General features: G+C 38.5%; 15 protein-coding genes. All 15 read right to left on the reverse strand.

Annotated elements, in window-relative coordinates; all coding sequences use genetic code 11:
• Positions 1 to 69 precede the first annotated feature (69 nt).
• The 15 genes from feoB to L2737_RS12660 all read right to left on the reverse strand — a co-directional run bounded on the left by feoB (position 70) and on the right by L2737_RS12660 (position 19,900).
• Entirely contained in the window at positions 70 to 2,364 is a 2,295-nt protein-coding gene (gene feoB / locus L2737_RS12590) for a Fe(2+) transporter permease subunit FeoB (protein ID WP_248955939.1), read from the reverse strand.
• Positions 2,357 to 2,596 carry a FeoA family protein gene (locus tag L2737_RS12595; protein ID WP_102528582.1) on the reverse strand — a complete coding sequence of 80 codons (240 nt, stop codon included), beginning with the start codon at positions 2,594 to 2,596 and terminating at the stop codon, positions 2,357 to 2,359. Before L2737_RS12595 ends, feoB begins: the two co-directional genes overlap by 8 nt.
• Before the next feature lie 225 nt (positions 2,597 to 2,821).
• Positions 2,822 to 3,358 (reverse strand): GNAT family N-acetyltransferase, encoded by a 537-nt coding sequence (locus tag L2737_RS12600; protein WP_248955940.1) that lies wholly within the window; start codon positions 3,356 to 3,358, stop codon positions 2,822 to 2,824.
• Between the two features lie 75 nt (positions 3,359 to 3,433).
• Positions 3,434 to 3,712 carry a peptidylprolyl isomerase gene (locus L2737_RS12605; protein WP_102528584.1) on the reverse strand — a complete coding sequence of 93 codons (279 nt, stop codon included), beginning with the start codon at positions 3,710 to 3,712 and terminating at the stop codon, positions 3,434 to 3,436.
• Positions 3,713 to 3,809: 97 nt separating this feature from the next.
• Entirely contained in the window at positions 3,810 to 5,645 is a 1,836-nt protein-coding gene (locus L2737_RS12610) for a DUF885 domain-containing protein (RefSeq protein WP_248955941.1), read from the reverse strand.
• A 207-nt stretch (positions 5,646 to 5,852) separates the two neighbouring features.
• Positions 5,853 to 7,103, reverse strand: coding sequence for a tetratricopeptide repeat protein (locus L2737_RS12615; RefSeq protein WP_102528586.1), 1,251 nt, complete (start codon positions 7,101 to 7,103; stop codon positions 5,853 to 5,855).
• Positions 7,103 to 7,723 (reverse strand): energy transducer TonB, encoded by a 621-nt coding sequence (locus tag L2737_RS12620; protein WP_102528587.1) that lies wholly within the window; start codon positions 7,721 to 7,723, stop codon positions 7,103 to 7,105. The genes L2737_RS12615 and L2737_RS12620 overlap by 1 nt, the downstream gene beginning before the upstream one ends.
• Position 7,724: 1 nt before the next feature.
• A complete protein-coding gene (locus tag L2737_RS12625) occupies positions 7,725 to 8,129 on the reverse strand; it encodes an ExbD/TolR family protein (protein ID WP_102528588.1) in 405 nt (134 codons plus the stop codon).
• A gap of 14 nt (positions 8,130 to 8,143) precedes the next feature.
• Positions 8,144 to 8,671, reverse strand: a complete 528-nt coding sequence (locus tag L2737_RS12630; RefSeq protein ID WP_102528589.1) for a MotA/TolQ/ExbB proton channel family protein — start codon at positions 8,669 to 8,671, stop codon at positions 8,144 to 8,146.
• Positions 8,671 to 10,026, reverse strand: a complete 1,356-nt coding sequence (locus L2737_RS12635) for a MotA/TolQ/ExbB proton channel family protein (protein WP_102528590.1) — start codon at positions 10,024 to 10,026, stop codon at positions 8,671 to 8,673. The genes L2737_RS12630 and L2737_RS12635 overlap by 1 nt, the downstream gene beginning before the upstream one ends.
• Positions 10,026 to 10,808 (reverse strand): DUF3450 domain-containing protein, encoded by a 783-nt coding sequence (locus L2737_RS12640; protein WP_102528591.1) that lies wholly within the window; start codon positions 10,806 to 10,808, stop codon positions 10,026 to 10,028. The genes L2737_RS12635 and L2737_RS12640 overlap by 1 nt, the downstream gene beginning before the upstream one ends.
• A gap of 602 nt (positions 10,809 to 11,410) precedes the next feature.
• Positions 11,411 to 12,586, reverse strand: coding sequence for a DUF547 domain-containing protein (locus L2737_RS12645; RefSeq protein WP_248955942.1), 1,176 nt, complete (start codon positions 12,584 to 12,586; stop codon positions 11,411 to 11,413).
• Between the two features lie 78 nt (positions 12,587 to 12,664).
• Positions 12,665 to 15,517, reverse strand: coding sequence for a TonB-dependent receptor domain-containing protein (locus L2737_RS12650; protein WP_248955943.1), 2,853 nt, complete (start codon positions 15,515 to 15,517; stop codon positions 12,665 to 12,667).
• Between the two features lie 452 nt (positions 15,518 to 15,969).
• Positions 15,970 to 17,157 (reverse strand): porin, encoded by a 1,188-nt coding sequence (locus L2737_RS12655; protein WP_248955944.1) that lies wholly within the window; start codon positions 17,155 to 17,157, stop codon positions 15,970 to 15,972.
• A gap of 223 nt (positions 17,158 to 17,380) precedes the next feature.
• Positions 17,381 to 19,900: a DNA polymerase II gene (locus tag L2737_RS12660; RefSeq protein WP_248955945.1), complete on the reverse strand. Its 2,520-nt coding sequence runs from the start codon at positions 19,898 to 19,900 to the stop codon at positions 17,381 to 17,383.
• Positions 19,901 to 20,075 lie beyond the last annotated feature (175 nt).

Genomic DNA, 20,075 nt, shown 5'->3' on the forward strand with positions numbered 1-20,075 from the left:
AATAATAGTCTAAAAACAAAAAACCAGCATTTATCAAAATGCTGGTTTTAATTTGAACATTAAAAAGGCTTATTCAGTGATAACTCTTACACCTGGAATAATCTGTTGGTTCTTTTTACCTTGTTTCTTAAGCCAGAAATAATAGCCCACTAAAGCAATAGTAAAGAACGAAATCCAGCTGACCGATTGCACTGGGTGTTTGGCAATATTAGCACCTTGATACACCACGGTAGCACTGCCGTAAGCTAAAGCAAATGTCCATAAAGCCGCGAATCGAGCCCACTTGTTACCGAACTCATTCACTAATGCACCCATTGCAGCAACACAAGGCGTATATAGCAATACGAATAATAGGTAAGAAAATGCAGCCACCTTAGTGGTAAAGCCAGCTTGAAGTGCGCTAAACGTTGAGCGATCCACGCCCTGCTCCTCAGCAGCTTCTTCAATACTTTCAACATTACCCACATCTAATGACAATGGATCCTCAGGTGCAATACCAAATAGATTCTCAGGAATTGTACCTAATGCTTCTGAGAAGCTTTCAGAAAGGCTTGCAAGCTCTTCATCACCATCAGATGGATCTGAATAAAGACTGTTTAATGTGCCTACAACAGCTTCTTTCGCAAAAATACCTGTAATAATACCTACTGTTGCTGGCCAGTTATCTTGCTCAACACCCATTGGCGAGAATAACGGAGTGACTTTTTGGCTTAATACACTTAGTACAGATTCTTTACTGTCTTCATGACCAAAGCTACCATCAGTACCAATAGCATTTACAAAGTTAAGCAAGGTCACCACAATCACAATGGTTTTACCTGCACCCAAAATAAAACTTTTTGTACGCTTAGTTGTACGGGAAAACACTGCTTTAAGCTTAGGCATTTCATAGCTAGGCAATTCCATTACAACCGCGCTGCTACTTCCTGGTAATACTGTGCTTCTTAGTAATAAACCTGTACCCACTGCAGCAATAATACCGATGATATAAAGTAAAAAGACTAAGTTTTGTCCTGACTCAGGAAAAAACGCAGCAGCAAACAATGCGTAAACCGGTAAACGTGCACCACAAGACATGAATGGCGCCATCATGCCTGTCACTATTCTTTCTCTTTCACTGCCTAAAGTACGGGTAGCCATAATCGCTGGTACTGAACAACCAAAACCAACAATCATTGGAACGAATGCTTTACCCGGAAGACCGATACGACGCATCAAACCGTCGACCACAAAAGCGGCTCTAGACATGTAACCCGACGCTTCTAATACTGACAAGGCTAAAAAGAGCGCTGCAATGACAGGAATAAAAGTCGCTACTGTTTGGATACCCTGGCCAATACCGCCTGCAAGGATTGTTACAAGCCAAACTGGCGAACCAATCGACTCCAGTAGTGCACCGAACTGATCAACAAATACAGCACCTGCAGCGATATCGAAGAAATCGATAAATGCACTACCAACATTGATACTGAACATGAACATCAAGTACATAACAAATAAGAATACTGGCACCCCTAAAACCGGGTGTAATAATACTTTATCTAACTTGTCACTGGCACTTTCGTGCCCTGCAATATCAACTGAACCATCGAAAACTTTTTGAACGAAATCAAACCGTGTTGTAGCTACCAACACTTCAATATCAGTACCTGATTGTTCTGCTATTTGGGTGCATTCTTTGACAACATCTTTAAGGTTAGTGCTATCACATTGACCGCAACCATTACCATTGCCCAACATAGCTAATGCACGACCGCGGCTGAGCTCTTCTGAATGGCGCTGTAAAGTTTTTACGCCTGATTCAATACTTTCATCGTATTGAAGCATAAGCGGTGATTCTGTAACTTCACCATTTAATAATCTTAATACTTGATCTTGCACTTGCTTTACGTCTGCTTCTTTTCTTGAGCAAACAGCAATAACAGGACAACCTAATTCTTTACTCATTAACGCTAAATCAGTGTTGATACCCAATTTTTTGGCAGCGTCGATTTTATTAAGCACCACAACCATAGGAACACCAAGTTCTCTAAGTTGTACAGTTAAGTAAAGGTGTCTTTCAATGTTTGTCGCATCAACTAAATTAATGATGCCGTCAACACGTTGCTCAGCGAGATATTGTTGTGCAATTTGCTCATCTAAAGAACAGTCACAACTATTGCCAGCTGGTAGTAAATCATATATTCCCGGTAAATCTGTTAAATGAACATCTGTACTATCTAGGGTGAAATAACCTGTTTTTTTCTCAACAGTCACACCAGACCAGTTCCCCACTTGCTGGTTAGAACCTGTCAAAGCATTAAATAAAGTAGACTTACCTGCATTTGGGTTGCCTACTGTTACGCAATGGAATTCTTTAGTCATTTGTTACTACCACCTCAATAATATCCGCTAAATCACGGCGCATACATAAACGACTGCCTCGTAACTCTAATTCAACGCCTGATCCCATCGGTGCACGGCGGAGCATTTTGAACGCTGTATGAGGTGTAATCCCCATTGATAACAATTTACGCTTTACCGTTTGAGGTAAAGAGAGTTGACCGATTTCAGCAATCTTCGCCGTGTCTCCGGGGTTGAGTTCACTGAGCTTCATTAGACATTCACCTTGCGTTCATAAATTTTGTTATGGGCTGATTTTATATGAGCCATGTAAGCAATACCTTTACCTAGATCATGTTTTGTAAGTGGAAACGAGAATTGTTTTCAATTGTATTGGTAATTATGTGATAAATATCCATGTTTAAGAAGATATTTTGTGTATTAATTTTGTAAATTTACAGATAAAAGAAATTCATGTTGTCTTTCGTGTTATCTAGGCTTATGAACGAATGTCAGATTGAAGCAGGCCAAATACGTGTTCATCAATTTTCACATCACCGATTCTATGGTTTTCTCTAAGCAAACCTTCCTCAATGAAACCACACTTTCTCATGACTTGTGCTGAAGCATTATTCTTTACAGCGCAATGACCAATAAACTTTTCAATATTAAACTGGAAAATTCCCCAATCAATTACCGCTTTAAGACTTTCTGTACCATAACCAAATCCCTGCTTACTCGGTGTGATCAAGTAACCAACTTCAGCCCTATTCATTATTTCACAATCACGAATAAATCCCGTCAACCCAACAAATTCATGAGTATCAACAGTTTCAATAACCAATGTTAGCCATTTACCTGATTGAAAATCCCAAGGTAATAAGCGTTGCTCAAAAGTAGTTTTAATATCTTCTTCTGAAGTAAATTCCCTAATATATTTCAAAACCGATGGGTCTGAATTTATGGCGAAAACATTAGCCCAATCTTCCTTTTTAATTGTTCTGATCACTAACCTATCCGTATACAGTTCAACCATTTCACATTCCTTATGCGCTTCATATTTTAAAGACAAAAAAGGCAGCCGAAGCTGCCTTCAACGATTAATGTTGAATTAACCGCGGCTAGTCACCTCAAGCAGGTGATAACCAAATTGAGTTTTTACAGGACCCTGCACTTCATTTAATGGAGCACTAAATACCACTTCATCAAATTCACGAACCATCATTCCAGGACCAAATGAACCCAATTCACCGCCTTGTGCACCTGAAGGACAAGAAGAGTTCGCTTTTGCGATTTCAGCGAAATCAGCACCTGCAACGATTTGTTGCTTCAATTGTTCACACTGCTCTTCTGAACTAACTAAAAGGTGTCTTGCTGTTGCCTGTACCATGGTGAACCCCTACTTTTAAATAATAAAACGTAAAATATTAGGGAGCATCAATTGCTCCCTAAATTTAAATAACAATCGCTAAGCTAACAGTAATTAACTATTTTGCCAATTCAGTTTCAACCCAACGTGCAATCTTTTTCTCCATGACCGCCATTGGTAATGAACCAGTGGTTAATATTTGGTCATGAAAACCTTTCAGATCAAATTTCTCACCCAGTTGCTCTTCAGCATCAGCTCTTAGCTTCAAAATCGTAAGTTGACCGATTTTATAAGATAAGGCTTGGCCCGGAATTGCCATATACCGTTCAACCTCGGCGACAATATCTGACTCCGCCATTGGCGAGTTATCTTTCATGTATTGAATTGCCTGCTCTCGACTCCAACCTTTAGCATGCAAACCAGTATCGACCACTAAGCGCATTGCACGTAACATTTCATCTGACAGCTTACCGAAATATTGGTAAGGGTCATTAAATAGGCCCATTTCGATCCCTAAATACTCCGCATATAATGCCCAACCTTCTTCAAATGCCGTGTAACCTTGAAAGCGTTGAAATTCAGGTATACCAGTAAGCTCTTGCTTGATGGCAATTTGAAAATGATGACCAGGAGCGGCTTCATGTAAAGAGAGCGTCGTCATGCCCCACTTTGGTTGAGCTTTTAGGTTATAAGTGTTGATGTAAAACACACCTGGGCGAGACCCATCCACAGCAGGAGATTGATAAGAAGCGCCTGCTGCTGATTGTTCTCTAAAGCTTTCTACAGGTTTTACAACATAATCTGCTTTGGGCATAACATTGAAGTATTTTGGTAACTCTTTATTAATGTCATCTTTCAACGACATATAACCATCAATAAGCCCCTGTCTTTCACTGAAGAAATACTCAGGTTCACTCCCTAATGATGCAAAAAACGCAGTTAAATCGCCTTCAAATTTTACTTGTTCTCTCACCACATCCATTTCAGTTAAAATACGTTTTACTTCAGACAAACCAATTTGATGAATTTCATCTACTGACATTTTTGTTGTTGTATGGCTATTGGCTAGAGATTGATACCATTCTTTACCATTAGGAAGTCCCCACCAACCGTCAGATGCTCTAGCATGAGGTAAATACGTCTCATTAAAGTAGTTTCGTAATTGTGTTAATGCTGGTAATAAATCAGCTTCAATTAACACACTATATTCATCTGTTATGGCTTTCTTTTCAGCTTCGCTAAAATCATCTGGTAGTGCATTAATTGGCGCATAAAATAAGCTTTCACTTGGTGATGAAACTAATTGAGCATCTAATTGAGGAATAATACGTTCAACTAACACTTTAGGCAGCACAACTTTGCTCTTAATACCTTCATCCATTTGAGATTGGGCTAACACAGTCCAATTAATAAAACCTTTTAGACGACCTAACCAATTTTGATAGTCTTCAACTGTTTTGAATGGTTGGGCACTCTCACCGCTGCCTAACTGAATCATACTAATGACAGTGCTATAAAACTGATTCATAGGCATCAAGTATTCAGGATAAGACTCAGCAACTAAATCCATGTGACGATCATAGATAAACATGTCAAAACTCAGCGCTAAGTTTTCAGGTAGTTGCTCGACATCAATAGATTTAGCTTGCTTTAAATAGCGAGAATTAAGCTCATGTCTTTGTTTAAGGTAGGCCGGTGTTAATGAACCACCAAACTGATCGTTGTAATCATTTACCCCTACATATGTGGCATAAATGGGTTCTAAAGCCAATAAATCTTTAAAATAGCTATCAGCCATTTGGTTATATAGCTCTGCTTCTGATTGTGTTGCAGATTCAGGTGCTTCTGTAGTCGAAGTATTTTTGTTACTAACATTATTAGTAATATCTTTATCACTACAAGCTGATAAGGCAACAACAGCTGCTATAGCTACTGCTAGAATATTTTTGTTCATTGGTATTTCCCTATTTGCGGCAACAAGTTTACCGAAATCAATTGTTAATCTAGTTTTAATTTTTATGAGTAATTTATGGAATTTAGCGACTAATAGCCAGTAGAAAACTGTAACAGAGGATAACAAAGAAAACTGATTATTACAGATAACTATAAGATTAACAGGCATAAAAAAAGCCCCATAAAGGGGCTTTTTTATTAACAAATATTATAACGTAATATTGTTAATACGTGCTTTTTCTTTAATATAAGAAATATAGCTATTAGCACTACGCTTCGTCTTGCTGTACTTAGCAGCTCGATTTGCACGTTTGTAAGCAGACTTATACTGCTTCAAACTTAAATGCGCTAATGTTAACTCAAGTTCTGCTTCACCTGGCTCATCTAAGCCAATTGACAGTGCCTTTTCAAACACAGGAATTGCAGATTTTGGCTTTTCAGCTATTGCTAAAATCTTACCTTGTTTAAGGTAAAGATCAGCGTCACCTGACAACTCAGCGGCTTGGCCATAAAGTTTAGCAGCTTTCGTGAAGTCCTTAGCATTATGATAGAAACCGGCTAAAATCTTAATTGTCTTTTCAGACTCTTTGATTAAACCAGATTTCATATGCTTTTCATAAAGCTTAGCAGCATTAATCGGAGCACCGTTTTGCGACATAAGCTGAGCTAGACGAGTAATGTTACCGTCAGACTCAAGAAAACCATTTTTATAAGCTAAATCATAAGTTGCTAATGACTTAGTGTAATCTTCAGTCATCAAATAAAATTGAGCAAGCTGAACCCAAAGACGTTTGTCGTCTTGGAATAAAGGCACCATAACTTCTAGTATCTTTACAGCTTCTTTATACTTCTTCTGGTTGAAGAAAGCAGTCAACTTCATTTGGTAAAGGCCTTTATCAGGCTTTTCAACTAACGAAAGACCTTTATCGGCTACTTCAAGGACTTTATCCCACTGTTTAAGTTCACTGTAGGCAATACCGACACGTCGGAATACTACTGGGTCAACTTTACAAGTGAAATCCATCCACTTGTAGTAGTAAGGAATAGCGTCTTTGAACTTCTTTTCCTGAAGTAACAAATCAGCATACAGACGTAATGTCGCAGCATGATCTGTACCACCAAGAATATCAGCATCAACAGCAGTTTTTAAGTATTTAACTGCTGTCGCCATTTGACCCTTTTCAGCATAAAACGAACCGATCATACGATCGATATACGCTTTATCGAAATCATTTTTAGTATTAACTTCTAATAAGATTTCAATCGCTTGGTCAAGACGGCCTTCTGTATATTCTTCAAAAGCTTTTTGAACTTTTTTACCAGCACTTGCCCCAACAGCTCTAGATTGACGGTCATCAATCGGACACTTTTCAGCGGCTTGAGCTGTAGAAACAGCAAGTAGAGAGCTAGATGATAAAGTCAGTAATAACGCACTAGCTAGTGTAGATATCTTACGCATTAGTTACCTCCTTTATCCAATGAGAAATCAAGCTGTACTGTCATATTAGGAACTTTCATTGCTTTTCCATCAATGATCTTAGGCTTATATTTCCATTTCTTTAGTGCTCTAACTGCTTCGCGGTTAAATAAACGCTTAGGTTCAGCTTTAATAACTTTAACATCTTCGATTCCGCCGAGTTCATTAATAGTAAATGAAAGTTGAACATAACCTTCTTTACCATCACGTGCTGCAGCAATTGGGTATTGAGGATCAATACGTACAATTGGTGTTGCATCACCGTCTCGCGTCATCATGTTGCCAAGTTTAAAACCTGTGCTAGCACCGCCTGCCACAACACCACTCATATTAAATGCCATATTCGTATCAATATCTGATGACGTGTCAGGCGGAGTCGTATCCGGCTTTGGTGGTTGCTCAGGTGGCGCTGGTGGCTTCGGTTTAACCCTTGGCTTGTCCTGAACTTTCGTATCCTGCTTATCCATACTGATCTCAATAATAGGAGAATCAGTTTTGGTATCGGCGCGCTTGGCGCCGCCACCGACCAAGAAGGCCATGAAGACAAACAGGGCGAAAGTAACAGCAGCACCTAAAATGAGTGATACTATTGCTCTCAGCATATTAGTCTTTCCCCGCTGAAATCGAAATTTTATCGATACCCGCTTTCTTAACGTTGTCCATAACCTTAACTACAAGGCCATGCTCGGCTTCTTGGTCTGCTTCGATTAATACAGCCGCTTCAGGTGATTCAGCTAACATACGTTCTACGTTTGCTGTTACACGCTCGATGTCAACCTGACGGTTTTCCATCTTAATTACGCCTGTCTTACTCACACCAATAAAGATGTTTGCAGATTTCTGTTGTGTCGCTGTAGAAGCTTCAGGTTTCTTATAATCAAGACCTGAAGGCTTAATGAACGAAGTCGTCACAATAAAGAAGATAAGCATAATGAACACGATATCTAGCATCGGAGTCATATCTACTTGTGCTTCTTCTTCTACATTTAAATGCTTTTTACGTGCCATTTTAAATACTCTCTCTAGTGGTGTGGCAAGCTATCTTTAAGCTTTTCGAGACTGATTTTCATTTTTGCATCTAATCGAGTGCTAAAAAATACACCAGATAATGCTGCAACCATTCCTGCCATTGTCGGCATGGTTGCCATTGAAATACCAGCCGCCATCATACGAGCGTTACTCGTACCATGAACTGCCATCACATCGAACACTGCAATCATTCCGGTTACGGTACCAAGTAGACCAATCATAGGACAGATGGCTACCAAGGTTTTGATCATCAGCATACGAGCATTCATATCTTGTTTTGCTTGGGACATCCAAGCTTCACGGATACGGTGCGCATACCAAGAGGTTGAATCCTCTCGATTATTCCATAAGTTAATAATACCTTTATGCTCTTTTGGTGCTACCCAATTGACATACCAAAAGCGCTCTAGCATCAATACCCACATTAGGAATAGTACAGCCGCTACCAGCCAGAGGATATCTCCTCCGGTGGCCATGAAGCCCCTGACAGAGTCCCAAACATCCATCAGGATTAGCATCATTAGTCAGCCCTCTTCTCAGCATGCTCTGCAATAATACCAGCGCTTTGCTCTTCAAGAACTTGAACCACTGTTTTACTACGTGCTACTACGATTGCATGCATAAGCATTAATGGTAGTGCAGCAACTAGACCTTGAACAGTTGTCATCAATGCCATTGAAATACCACCAGCCATTAAGCGTGGGTCACCTGTACCGAACAATTGAATTGTTTGGAAGGTTGCAATCATACCCGTTACTGTACCTAGTAGACCCATCATTGGAGCGATAGCTGCTAGTACTTTAATGATTGAGATACGAGCTTCAAGAGCAGGTGTTTCTTTCAAAATTGCTTCGTCAAGTTTCAACTCAAGTGTTTCAACATCAACATCTTTGTTCTCTTGGTAAACCTTAAGAACACGACCTAATGCATTGTTACCTGGATTATTGATATCTTTACGTTGCGCTTTAACTTTAGCACCAACAACATATAGCGTTACTAGACGTTCAATCGAAATTAAAGCACCAAGAACAAGTAAGCCAATAATGATGTAACCAATTGGTCCACCCGCTTCAATACGTTCTTCGATTGTCGCTTTTTGAGTGAATACGCTAAGTAATACGCCACGTGCAGGGTCAACGAATAATTTTTCGTAACCTGAAGTTGCACTAGTGAATGACTTAACACTTGAAACCTGAGCGCCACCCGGTTGTTGTGATAGTTGTTGAATTAAACCAAGGTCTGCGTTGTAAACAACATATTGACCGTCAGCTAATAAGTTATATGCACCAACACGAATAACAGAGGTGTTCTGAACACTACCGTCTAAACCTGTAACGTCTGCATCAAAACTAACAACTTTGCCAGATTCAACCATTTCGAAAAGCTGTGCTTCCCAAAACTGCTCTAGTTCGTTAATTTTAGGTAATTCTTTACGAGCACCTAGTTCTGCAATAAATGCATCACGACCTGGGAACTGTGCAGTAATGTTAGATGAAACTAACTTACCAGCAAAATCACCGGCTTCACCTTTAACAACACCAAACATTTCGCCTAAATCACCAGAAGCAATCTTACGATCTTCTTCTAGTTGGGCAATTTTACGTTCGTTGTCAGTAAAAGCTTGAGCTAAATCTTTACCACGTTGAGTTTCAGCAGCTAAAGCTGATTTTTCACGCTTTAAAAGAGCCGCTTTATCGCCACGCTCATTCAAAAACTCTGCTTCACGCTTTTTGTTTGTTTTACTTGCGTTTGCACGATCTGTTTGTACTTGTTTCAACAATTGTTCAATCGTCTTTGGTGCATCAGCAGCACTAACCATTCCAGACGTTAGTGACAGAGTTGCAGCAACGATTGCTGTAGTAATAAACTTTTTCATTATTGCGCAGCCTCCGCAGCAGGGATTGGTAAGGCGAATAGATCAGGAGCACCTTGACCACGAGCCTGTTTAATTGCTTTGCTTAAGTTACGAAGATAGCTATCTTCTAACTTATCCCAGCTTTTAGAATCTTCGTTATACATCCAAGCCGACTTTTGATCTTGGCTTTGAGCATATAAACTTACTCGACCGAAATTTAAGAAATCAACTAGGATTTCTTTACCGTCAAGTTCTAATTGGCCTGTTTCTGCAATAAGTTTTGAACCGTATTCACGTTCAATATTGTATGCATCAAGGATTAAACGGTACTTTTCAGCTAATGTAACTTCAGCACTGTTTAATGTATCTTTTAAGCGTTGAACACGAGTTTCACGCGCTTCAAGATTGAATGGTAGGTCTAAAGCAATGAATTGCTCTAGTGCATCAACCATTTTAAACATTAAAGGAACAACACCTTGTCTAAGAGCATCAACACCGTCGATATCATCTTGAATTAGTTTCATAGTTGCTTCTTGATCTGCAACTAAGCCTGCAACGTAATCGTTGTATGATTTAAGAGACTCACGTTCATCAGCAACTGAGCCATACTCAAATAGCATGTCTTGTGCTTGATCAAAATATTTGTCTACTTTGTTTTGCGACGCAGCAGCATCTGTATGAATCTTAGTATCTGCTTTTTGTACATCGCTTAGAGGATCTGCAATCACGAAGTTGCTGCTAGCTAATGCAAGCGCGCCAACAAGTGCAGTAGCGATTTTTGTTCTATTGCTTACCTTGGACATAGTTCCCAACCAATTTATAGTGAATTAGAAAGCTTAACTAATGAGTAACAACCAAGATTAATTTGTTAATCTTTGTTGCTGCTACTAAGTCTATCTTTCTCTTGTGATTGTTAGTTTTTTCTTCCCTATTCTATACCTGCTAAGGCATAGACCCGCTCGCATCATTTCACAATATGTTGACCTGTGTCAACAATTGAGAACATCAAAACAGCCATAAAGAAGTGTTTCATTTAAACTCACTACTGAAAGCTCAATTTATACACATATCAAAAAGGTTCTTACTTTGAGAAATAGATTAGAAATATCCAGTAAGCTCAAAATCACTTCAACAGGAGTAAATATCATCTCATCACATTAATAAAATGGCTCAGTACGCCAATAATATAAATGGAAAAATGTGTAATGGATAAACTCTCTTCGAATAAACATGCAGTTTAATCTTATTTATCCTTTCAAAATAAATATAAAAGTAAAGACAATTACCACAAGTAGTAAGGATTACCTCCGTAATAAAATAAACATCAACAATGATAAAATCACCTATTCAGAACATAAAAAAATGGCTGAACAAATTCAGCCATTTTGATAAAAACAAATTATCTCTATTGTTCTTCAGTCTTAATGTCAGTTATTGTTACTTCACCAGCATTCTCTAATCGAATCTCATCAACTTTCATCAACATTTCAATTTGTTCAGGTGAAAAACGACCATAAGTAACACCTCTGTCAGAATAGACTTCAGCAGCTAGCCCTAAGGTCGGAGTTGATGCATTAGGAACCCCTTCTCCTTTTCCGCCAGAAGTGATGCCAACAGAATCCATTAATGCTGCGCTATTTGCTGCACTAGACATACCTCGACTTTTCTGAGATTTAAAAAGGTCAGTTATTTTCCAATCATTAATATTTGGTTTAAGCGTCGGGCCTTCTCTTAAATAATTACTCATTGTTCCATGAATATATTTACTTAAATGTGCAGTTAAGTCTGATTGGAACTCTGGAAAGTACTTCTCTTTTCTCTCATAGAGACTTGAAACTCTAAAGGTACTTTTTCCTTGGGAGTAAGTGCCTCGATTAGAGTTAATGAATTCACTAGCATTAGACCTTAAATTCTGATAAACATTTCGGGAGGTAAAAGCATTTTTACGAATGCTTGGTCCTCCTACATTTCCCTGGTACATACCGTATATGATTATTGGGTTAGCATCATAATTTTTAAATAATATTTCATTTTCAATATCATTTAAACTTAGTTCAACACCCTCAATAGTCAGAGTTTTCTTTGAAAATATAGTTTCATCATCTTCAAATTCATCATCTATTTTCTTTATTGGGTACATGTCAATTAGCTCAATTAACACGGTTAAATTATACAAATTTAACCAATAAGCTAATTGTTCATCTCGATTAAGCTTACTTAATGAAACCTCACTAGGGACAGTTTCAAGACTTTTCTGAATATTTTCTAATAATACCTGATTATCATCATCTTGAAATTGTTCATAAAAAAAACGGTTTCCCTCTAAAGCTGTTAATTTATTAATCCTTACCTTCATTCTTGTGCCAATAGAGGCATTAGATTCTTTAGCTTTAGCTCTAGTTGACTGCCCAACAGCGAGTACGCTGGCTTTCAATACCGCATCGTAATCATCATATAAAATTTCAACGTTTGAATTTGCATCGTATTTAGAGAACTTGTCAGAAATCTCACTCGCTATAACACCTGTGCAAGTTAACAGTGCAACATTTAAACACATTAATTGAGTTGTTATTTTTTTCATAATTGAATCCATTCGAATTTGAAATAAAAATGGCCTCATAAGAGGCCATTTATCAATGAAAATATTTATACAATAATTTTAGAACTTCAATGTTGCACTTGCATGTAAGTAACGACCTAACGTGTCATAGAAACCAGAAACTTGGTTACCATTTGACGCTAGTGTATTACCAACCATTGGAGGCTCTTTATCAAGAAGGTTATTAACACCTGCTTGTAAAGATAAATTATCAGTGATGTAGAATGTACCGATTAAATCAAAGTAGTTTTGAGCATCGATACCATCAGCGACTAAAGTATCTACTGGGTTAGTTGATGTGTAATCAACTTCGCCATAGTAGCGCCATTTAGCAGTAGCCATCCACCAAGTGTCCATACCATAGCTAATAGAAAGGTTATGTCTCCACTTAGGTTGAGCAAAACAATCTACACTAATATTACCTGAACAATCGTAAGTTAGCTCATCAAGACCTGATACAGGCTCAACTTCTTTCTTGATGTTATAACTACCAATTAATTTCGTAGATAAAGTACCACCAAATAAATCTGTAACATGGTTAGCACTTAAATCAACACCCTGCCAATGACGACCACCAAGATTAGAAGTTAGGTTGTTTACGAAACCAGTTTCACCAATCCATAAACTACCTGCTGCACTACGATTGACACTATCACAGAATAAATTATCATTAATACAGGCATCTAATGATAGTTGAGCACCTGGTGTACCAATTACATCTGTAACTTCAATATCCCAGTAATCAAGAGCAAAGCCAAGACTATCAAATGGCTGACCAACTAAACCTACCGTATAAGTGTCAGCCGTTTCTGGTTTAACTTCAGGGTTACCACCACCAAATTGGTTGTATTGACCCGCTGGTGAAGCAGAGATATTACCGTATTGCGCTGCAGTTACACCAGAGCGAGCACAAGCTTCTGCTGATGCAGATGGAGTTGTTCCAGTACATGCATCATTACCACTCCACAAACCTACACTTTGTGCTGAGAATAACTCGGCAACATTTGGAGCACGGATTGCACGGTTATAACTACCACGTACCTTCCAGTTTTCGAGTACACCCCAATCAATACCGACTTTGTAAGTAGGCTCTTTACCTGAAGTACTGTAATCAGAGTAACGACCACCTAATTCTAAGATTAGGCTATCAACTAAGAATACATCTTCAACTAAAGGAATACTTAATTCACCAAATATTTCATTAACATCATATCCACCGTTCAGGCTTGGCGTTGGACCACCCTGACCAAGTAGTAAACCTTCTTCGAAAACTTCATCAGAAAGTCTATCGAATTCAACTTCTCTTCTTTCGAAACCTAATACTGCAGCAATTGGGTTTTCAGAGCTAGGTAAAGCAAAATCAAACTCACCAGTTACGAATGCGTTGTAAACTACTTGAGTAGTTACACCTGAAAGCATTGCTGTACCAGTTAACTGACCTGCAGCTTCTTCTGTTACGCCATTATAAGTAAATACTTCATAAGGAATACATTCATCAGTACATTCATCAGAACCGATTGCGCCAATTGCAGTACCGATACGAGGACCAAAGAAATCATTTACATAGCCAGCTCGTGAGCTTGTTTGGCCGTGTACATAACTTACATCGTACGACCAATTATCATTAATGTAACCGTCAGCACCGACTACGATACGGAAAGAGTTATGTTCTAGTAATGAAGCACGAGGGCCGCCCTCTACGTTACGTTTACCAATATATGCAACGAATTGATCATCAGCACCGATACCGAAAGCATCTTGTAATTGTGTTTTTTGGCCATCGCTTAATAAAGGATTATTAAAATCTAAAAGATATTCTTCGTTAAAGAATGTACCAGACTCAGCGATTTGAGCATTGGTGTTATCATTCATGTACGAAACTTCTAAATAAGGGTGGAAGTTTTCGTTTACTTCATAATCAACAAATGCACCCATAGTGTAACGTTCATCAGGGCGTTGAAAATGGTTAACTGGAGCATAGTTATAACGGTTTGTTCCATCATCTGGAGTGAAACCATTATTTTCGTTTAAGCCCCAAAAAAGCTCATTAGTGTAATCAACTGCACCATCTACAACTGGGTAGAAGAAGAAGTTTGGAACAACAGCGTTAGCAGAACCACCACAAGAAGTACCAGCACCATTCAATGCACAAGAAGAGTAATCACGTGAACCTTGTAGTAACTCATCTGTCTTTTTCCAAGTAGCGTAAACAGTTGCATGACCTTTACCATCAGCAAAAGAACTACCCATAGTCACATCGATATTAAAAGTTTTACCATCAATACCAGAGCTACCTGTAGGGTATTCAAAATTTCTATCATCCATTAAACCTTGGATGTAGCTGTTATCATTATCATGCTGATAACCAGAAGCACCAACATTTACTTGGAAACCTTCAAATTCATCATTCATTACAAAGTTAACAACACCCGCAACAGCGTCAGCACCGTAAGTAGATGAACCACCACCAGTTAATACTTCAACACGTTTGATTAACGCAGCAGGAATTTGGTTAACATCAGGAGATTGTGAGTAAACACCACCTGACGGCAAACGACGACCATTTACAAGAACTAGAGTACGGTTAGCACCCAAACCACGTAAATCAAGTGTCGCGGTACCAGAAGCGCCGTTTGATGAAAGTGAGTTTTCTGATGTTTCGATCTGAGGCAGGTTATTCATAATGTCTTCGACATTGGTAAAACCGGCTAATTTAATATCTTCAGCTGTTGTAATATGAACTGGAGTAGAGGTTTCAATATCTGTACGTTTAATACGTGAACCTGTTACTTCGATACGTTCAACTTTAGCGCCTTCTTCAGCAGCAAAAGCTACCGGTGAACTAAGTGCTGCCGCAGCTGCACCGCTAATCATTGCTAGACGCACTGATTTCGCTAATAAATTCTTATGCATTGTCAATCTCCCTGGACTTATATCTTTCTTATTTTTCCAACTGAACAAAATCAAGTTGGTGAATGTGTGCGAGTTACACCGCTACTACATTTCAAGAGCAATAAAATCACAAATAAAACATTTATTCAACATATGTTTCATTAACATAACGAGAGATTGAGGCATTAACGCAGTTGATCTGTTCAAATATATGAACACAAACAGAGTTATACTCTGCAACACCCATTCAACCATTTGAAAATAAACAATTAAATTAATCACCATTAAAAACGCTTAATGTTAAAAATTTGTTCCTATCTGGTTCTTTTTTAAGCTCTAACAAGTAGAAGATATGCCTAATAAAAGCACAAAGCATGTACAAGTAATTAACATTTGTTGTTTCATTCATAAAAAAAAGGCCAAAAAAAACACCCTTAAGAGGGTGTTTTTCAGTTTAAAAGCGGCTAGTGCGATTAAAGCACGTAACGAATACCGAAACCAATTCCGTCATCGTCAGATAACTTCATTGCAGCTTCTTCACTTCCACTAAAGTCGCTGTTATCAACACGACCTTCTAAGTAGATAACTGTATTAGCATCCCAGATGTAATGTAGGCCAGCAACTGTGAATTGACGCTTAAACGTATCACCGTTGTAATCTGCTTTATATTCATCACCAGCATCTAAGATGTTGTATGAAAGGAACGCACGAATGTTGTTATCAAAACGGTATGATAAAAGCGTTTCCACGCCATAAGCTTCAGAAATCAGACGACCTAGATTATCTGTATCATGGAATTCTTGTTTGCTGTAGTTAGCCGCTGCGTATAGGCCTTCAGCATCCCAACCACCGTAAGTTAAACCGAAGCCATAAATGATATCAGTTTCTTCGATTTTTTCATTTTCAACTGTAGAACCTTTAAACTCACCTACGTTAACACCTGCAGTAACAACAAAGTTGTCAGTGGCTTGGTAAGTTAATGCTAAGCCGTAAGTGTTGTTGTATTCAACGGTCGCAACAGTTTGTTGAGCACTGATCAATGGCGCTGTAGGATTTTCAGGGTTGATACTGCCATCTGAAAGCACATCGAATTCATCTTGTTTAAGCTGTGCTTGGACTGCAAAACTAAAATCACCGAATGCATTACGGTATTGAACTGTTTTGTCACCACGACCGGTACCGTTTACAGAACCATCACCTTTGTTGTACGTGTAAGTACCAGATGCATCACCATCCCATACAAAGCCATAGTTAGTGTTGTAAACTACGTCGTACCAAGCACCCCACTGCTTACCAATTGTCACTGAACCGTAAGTGTCATGATTCACACCAACATAACCTAAACGGTTAGCTAGGAAGTCACCATTTTCATAAGACAATTGGTCATTGTTGTACTGGATTTTACTGTCACCGAAAGGATTTACGCCCCACTCTAATTTAGCAAATGCATTCCAGCCATCACCCATTTGGCGATCGAAACCGAAATTAATACGTGAAGCGCCATTTACAACTTCAGTATCACCTTGTCCGTGATATACACGCGCATCAATAAATCCGCCGATTTCTACAGCGTTTTTATCATCTTTATAGATTTCGATAGCTGAAGCTGCAGGTACGAACATAACAGTTGCAAGTGCTGAAGCGATTAAAGTCTTTTTCATTAAGCTAAACCTTCCCATTTTATTTTCATCATAATTTCTGATAACAGTCCATTTTGTTTGTATTATCCTTTCATCAAAGGCTAGCATGCTGAAATATATCAAAACAAAGAAATGCGTGCTTTTTACGCCTGAATAAACTAAAACAACACATCAAACAGCACAATCAACTACCAAACCACTCAAAAATAGTAACGATTTACCACAAACGCAATATTAAGTAACACTAAATTAACATCATCTGATTACTGCTTAGACTTTCAAACCCTTCTCCAACTAACGCTAAAACAGGTTCAGCAATCGGTTTTATCTGTTTCTCAACATAATATTGATAATCAATTTTTTCACCGGTGGCCTCTATGGGCTGAGCGCCATTTAATGTCATACGGTATTCAATCATAGTGCCCCGCTTGCCCGCTTTATCATTTCCTGTTAATTGACAAAGTCTAATCGCAGCTTTTACATGAGGTGACGATTTCGCAGTGTATTCTTCAACATGTCTTTTTAATCTTTTTCTAAATATAAGTTCATCATCCAATTTACCGTCATCAAGATCTTGCAGCTCTTGTTGCAAATACGCCTTCACGTCACCTTTAGTAAAAAGTAAAAAATACAAGCGATATTGAATCCTTCTCGCAACTGGGCTCCAATCACTTCGCACCTGCTCCATTCCTTTAAAGGTAAGTTCAATTTGTCCTTCTTTATCTTCTGTTGCGCCTACATAACGTTTTTTACTGCCCGCATCAGAGCCTCTTAAAGTCGGCATCACAAATTGTTTAAAATGACTTTCAAATTCTAACTCAAGATAGCTTTCAATTCGGTATTGCTCCTTACAGGTTTTCGTCCACTTGTCAGTGACCATTTTTGCAAGTTTATTTCCTAACTTGGCGATATCTTCAATTTGATGATGTTGACCAAGCCAAACAAAAGTTGAATCAGTATCGCCATAAATCACTTTATAACCTTCTGCTTCAATCCATGTTTTAGTTTGCTTCATTATCTGATGGCCACGCATCGTAATTGAGCTTGCGAGTTTTGCATCATGAAACACACAACCTTTAGAGCCTAAAACCCCATATAAAGAGTTCATGATTATCTTAATAGCTTGAGAAAGAGGTTTATCATGATTAAGTTTAGCTAACTCTCTTTGCGCAGCGAGCTGAGCAATAAGTTTTGGTAAAATGGGATTGTCACGACTAAATTGAGCCTCTAAAAAGCCTGGGACCGTATGCTCCTTAAGTTGATTTTCCGCTTCTATTAATCCTTTGGGGTCGATTAAGAAAGTACGAATAATTGAAGGGTATAAACTTTTAAAATCGAGAACTAATACATCCTTATAAAAACCAGGAATAGAGTCCATCACATAACCACCTGGTGACTCTAAGCCATGGCTTGTTGCTCTTGCGGGGGCAACGTAGCCACTTCGATGTAAATGCGGAAGGTAGAGATTATTAAAAGCAGCAACCGATGCTCCTACTCGGCCAAATTCTAACCCCGTCAACTTTGCTCTTTCTAAGGCAAAAGCCAATAATTGTGTTTTTTCAAAAATATCCCAAACCAGTCGGCAATCTGTCAGGTTATAAAAAGCGAGTGCTTTTTTGTCATTAGCAAATAAATGGCAAATCTCTTGCCCTCTATTTTCAACATGATCAATGGCTTTACCTTCTTCTAATAAATGCTGCGAGACATGTTCGAGTGAATAACGCTCAAATTGATAAAATGCCGCTTTTATCCAGTCAATACCATCTAAAACAACCCTTCCTGGTAAAGACAGCGTTTCTGGTCTGAATTTATCTTCAACTTTCCATGTCAATTCTGTACCGCCACGACCGATTAACAAAGGAATTCGATGATACTGACAACGCCTATATAGAAGTGCTAAATCAAAGGTAACCACTGCCCAGCCAATAATAATGTCAGGATCATACTCATTGAACCAATGAATTAACTGATGGATTAATGCCACTTCGTCATCAACCCATTGAATATATTCAAAGCTATCATCAGACTCATTAATCTCATCAGCGTCAAAATCAGGTCGACCAAGCATAATGACTTTTTTATATAAGGGGCTTTGATTATCAAGTGCTGATTGAGAGCCATATAATCCAACTGAGTACAACTCTCCAGATGGGCTGCATTCAAAATCCAGTGAAATCATTGATAATGGAATGGCTAAATCTGCCTTTCTTGTTTTGAATGCTGCATAGCATGCTAGTGAGTCATTCGAATGGCTAGCACTAGCAAAAGTAGCCACCTCAGTCAGTGATAAAGGTGTTTCTGCACTGCTTGAGTCAGCAGAAACAATGAACTCTGCATCTAACGCAATAAATCGCTCAATTAGATAACGTTGCTCTGCCCTTATATCGGCTTCATAGATCTCGATTCCTGCATCATTGGCAATTCTAAGCAATTGCTTCTGTACTGTCGTTGATTTTAAATAGATGCATGAAACAGCTTGATGCTTAAAGTTTTTTAAGCTGATAGGCTCAATACGTATACCTGAATTGAAATGACCGAGAATCAATTCACTGTCACTTTGTCTACAAAAACAGATAACTTCAGCTTGTTCTAGTTCAATGAGTGCCGGTCCTGTTTCTGTTTTTATATAATATTGCAGCATTAATCGGCCGTGACGATAAGTCGCATGTCTAGTCAGCACCCTTCCTTTAATCGAAAGTAAAGCATCATTGTTAGTTTTAGTGCTAGTGCTAGTATCAGTGCCTATTGAATTTTGTATTGTCATCTACAATGTTGCCCTGAAATCGTCTGTTTATGCATGATTAACCTATCGTTGGGGCAAATAAGTATTTTCAGTTACCTAAATAAACTTATCTTTACCACTAAATTACTTACCTGTGTCGTTAAAGACGCTATAAACGTTCGATTATTTATTCCGAACATTTAAAATCACTGTTATT

Origin of the sequence: Shewanella electrodiphila (assembly GCF_023283985.1) — a bacterium.
Taxonomy (GTDB): Bacteria; Pseudomonadota; Gammaproteobacteria; order Enterobacterales; family Shewanellaceae; genus Shewanella; species Shewanella electrodiphila.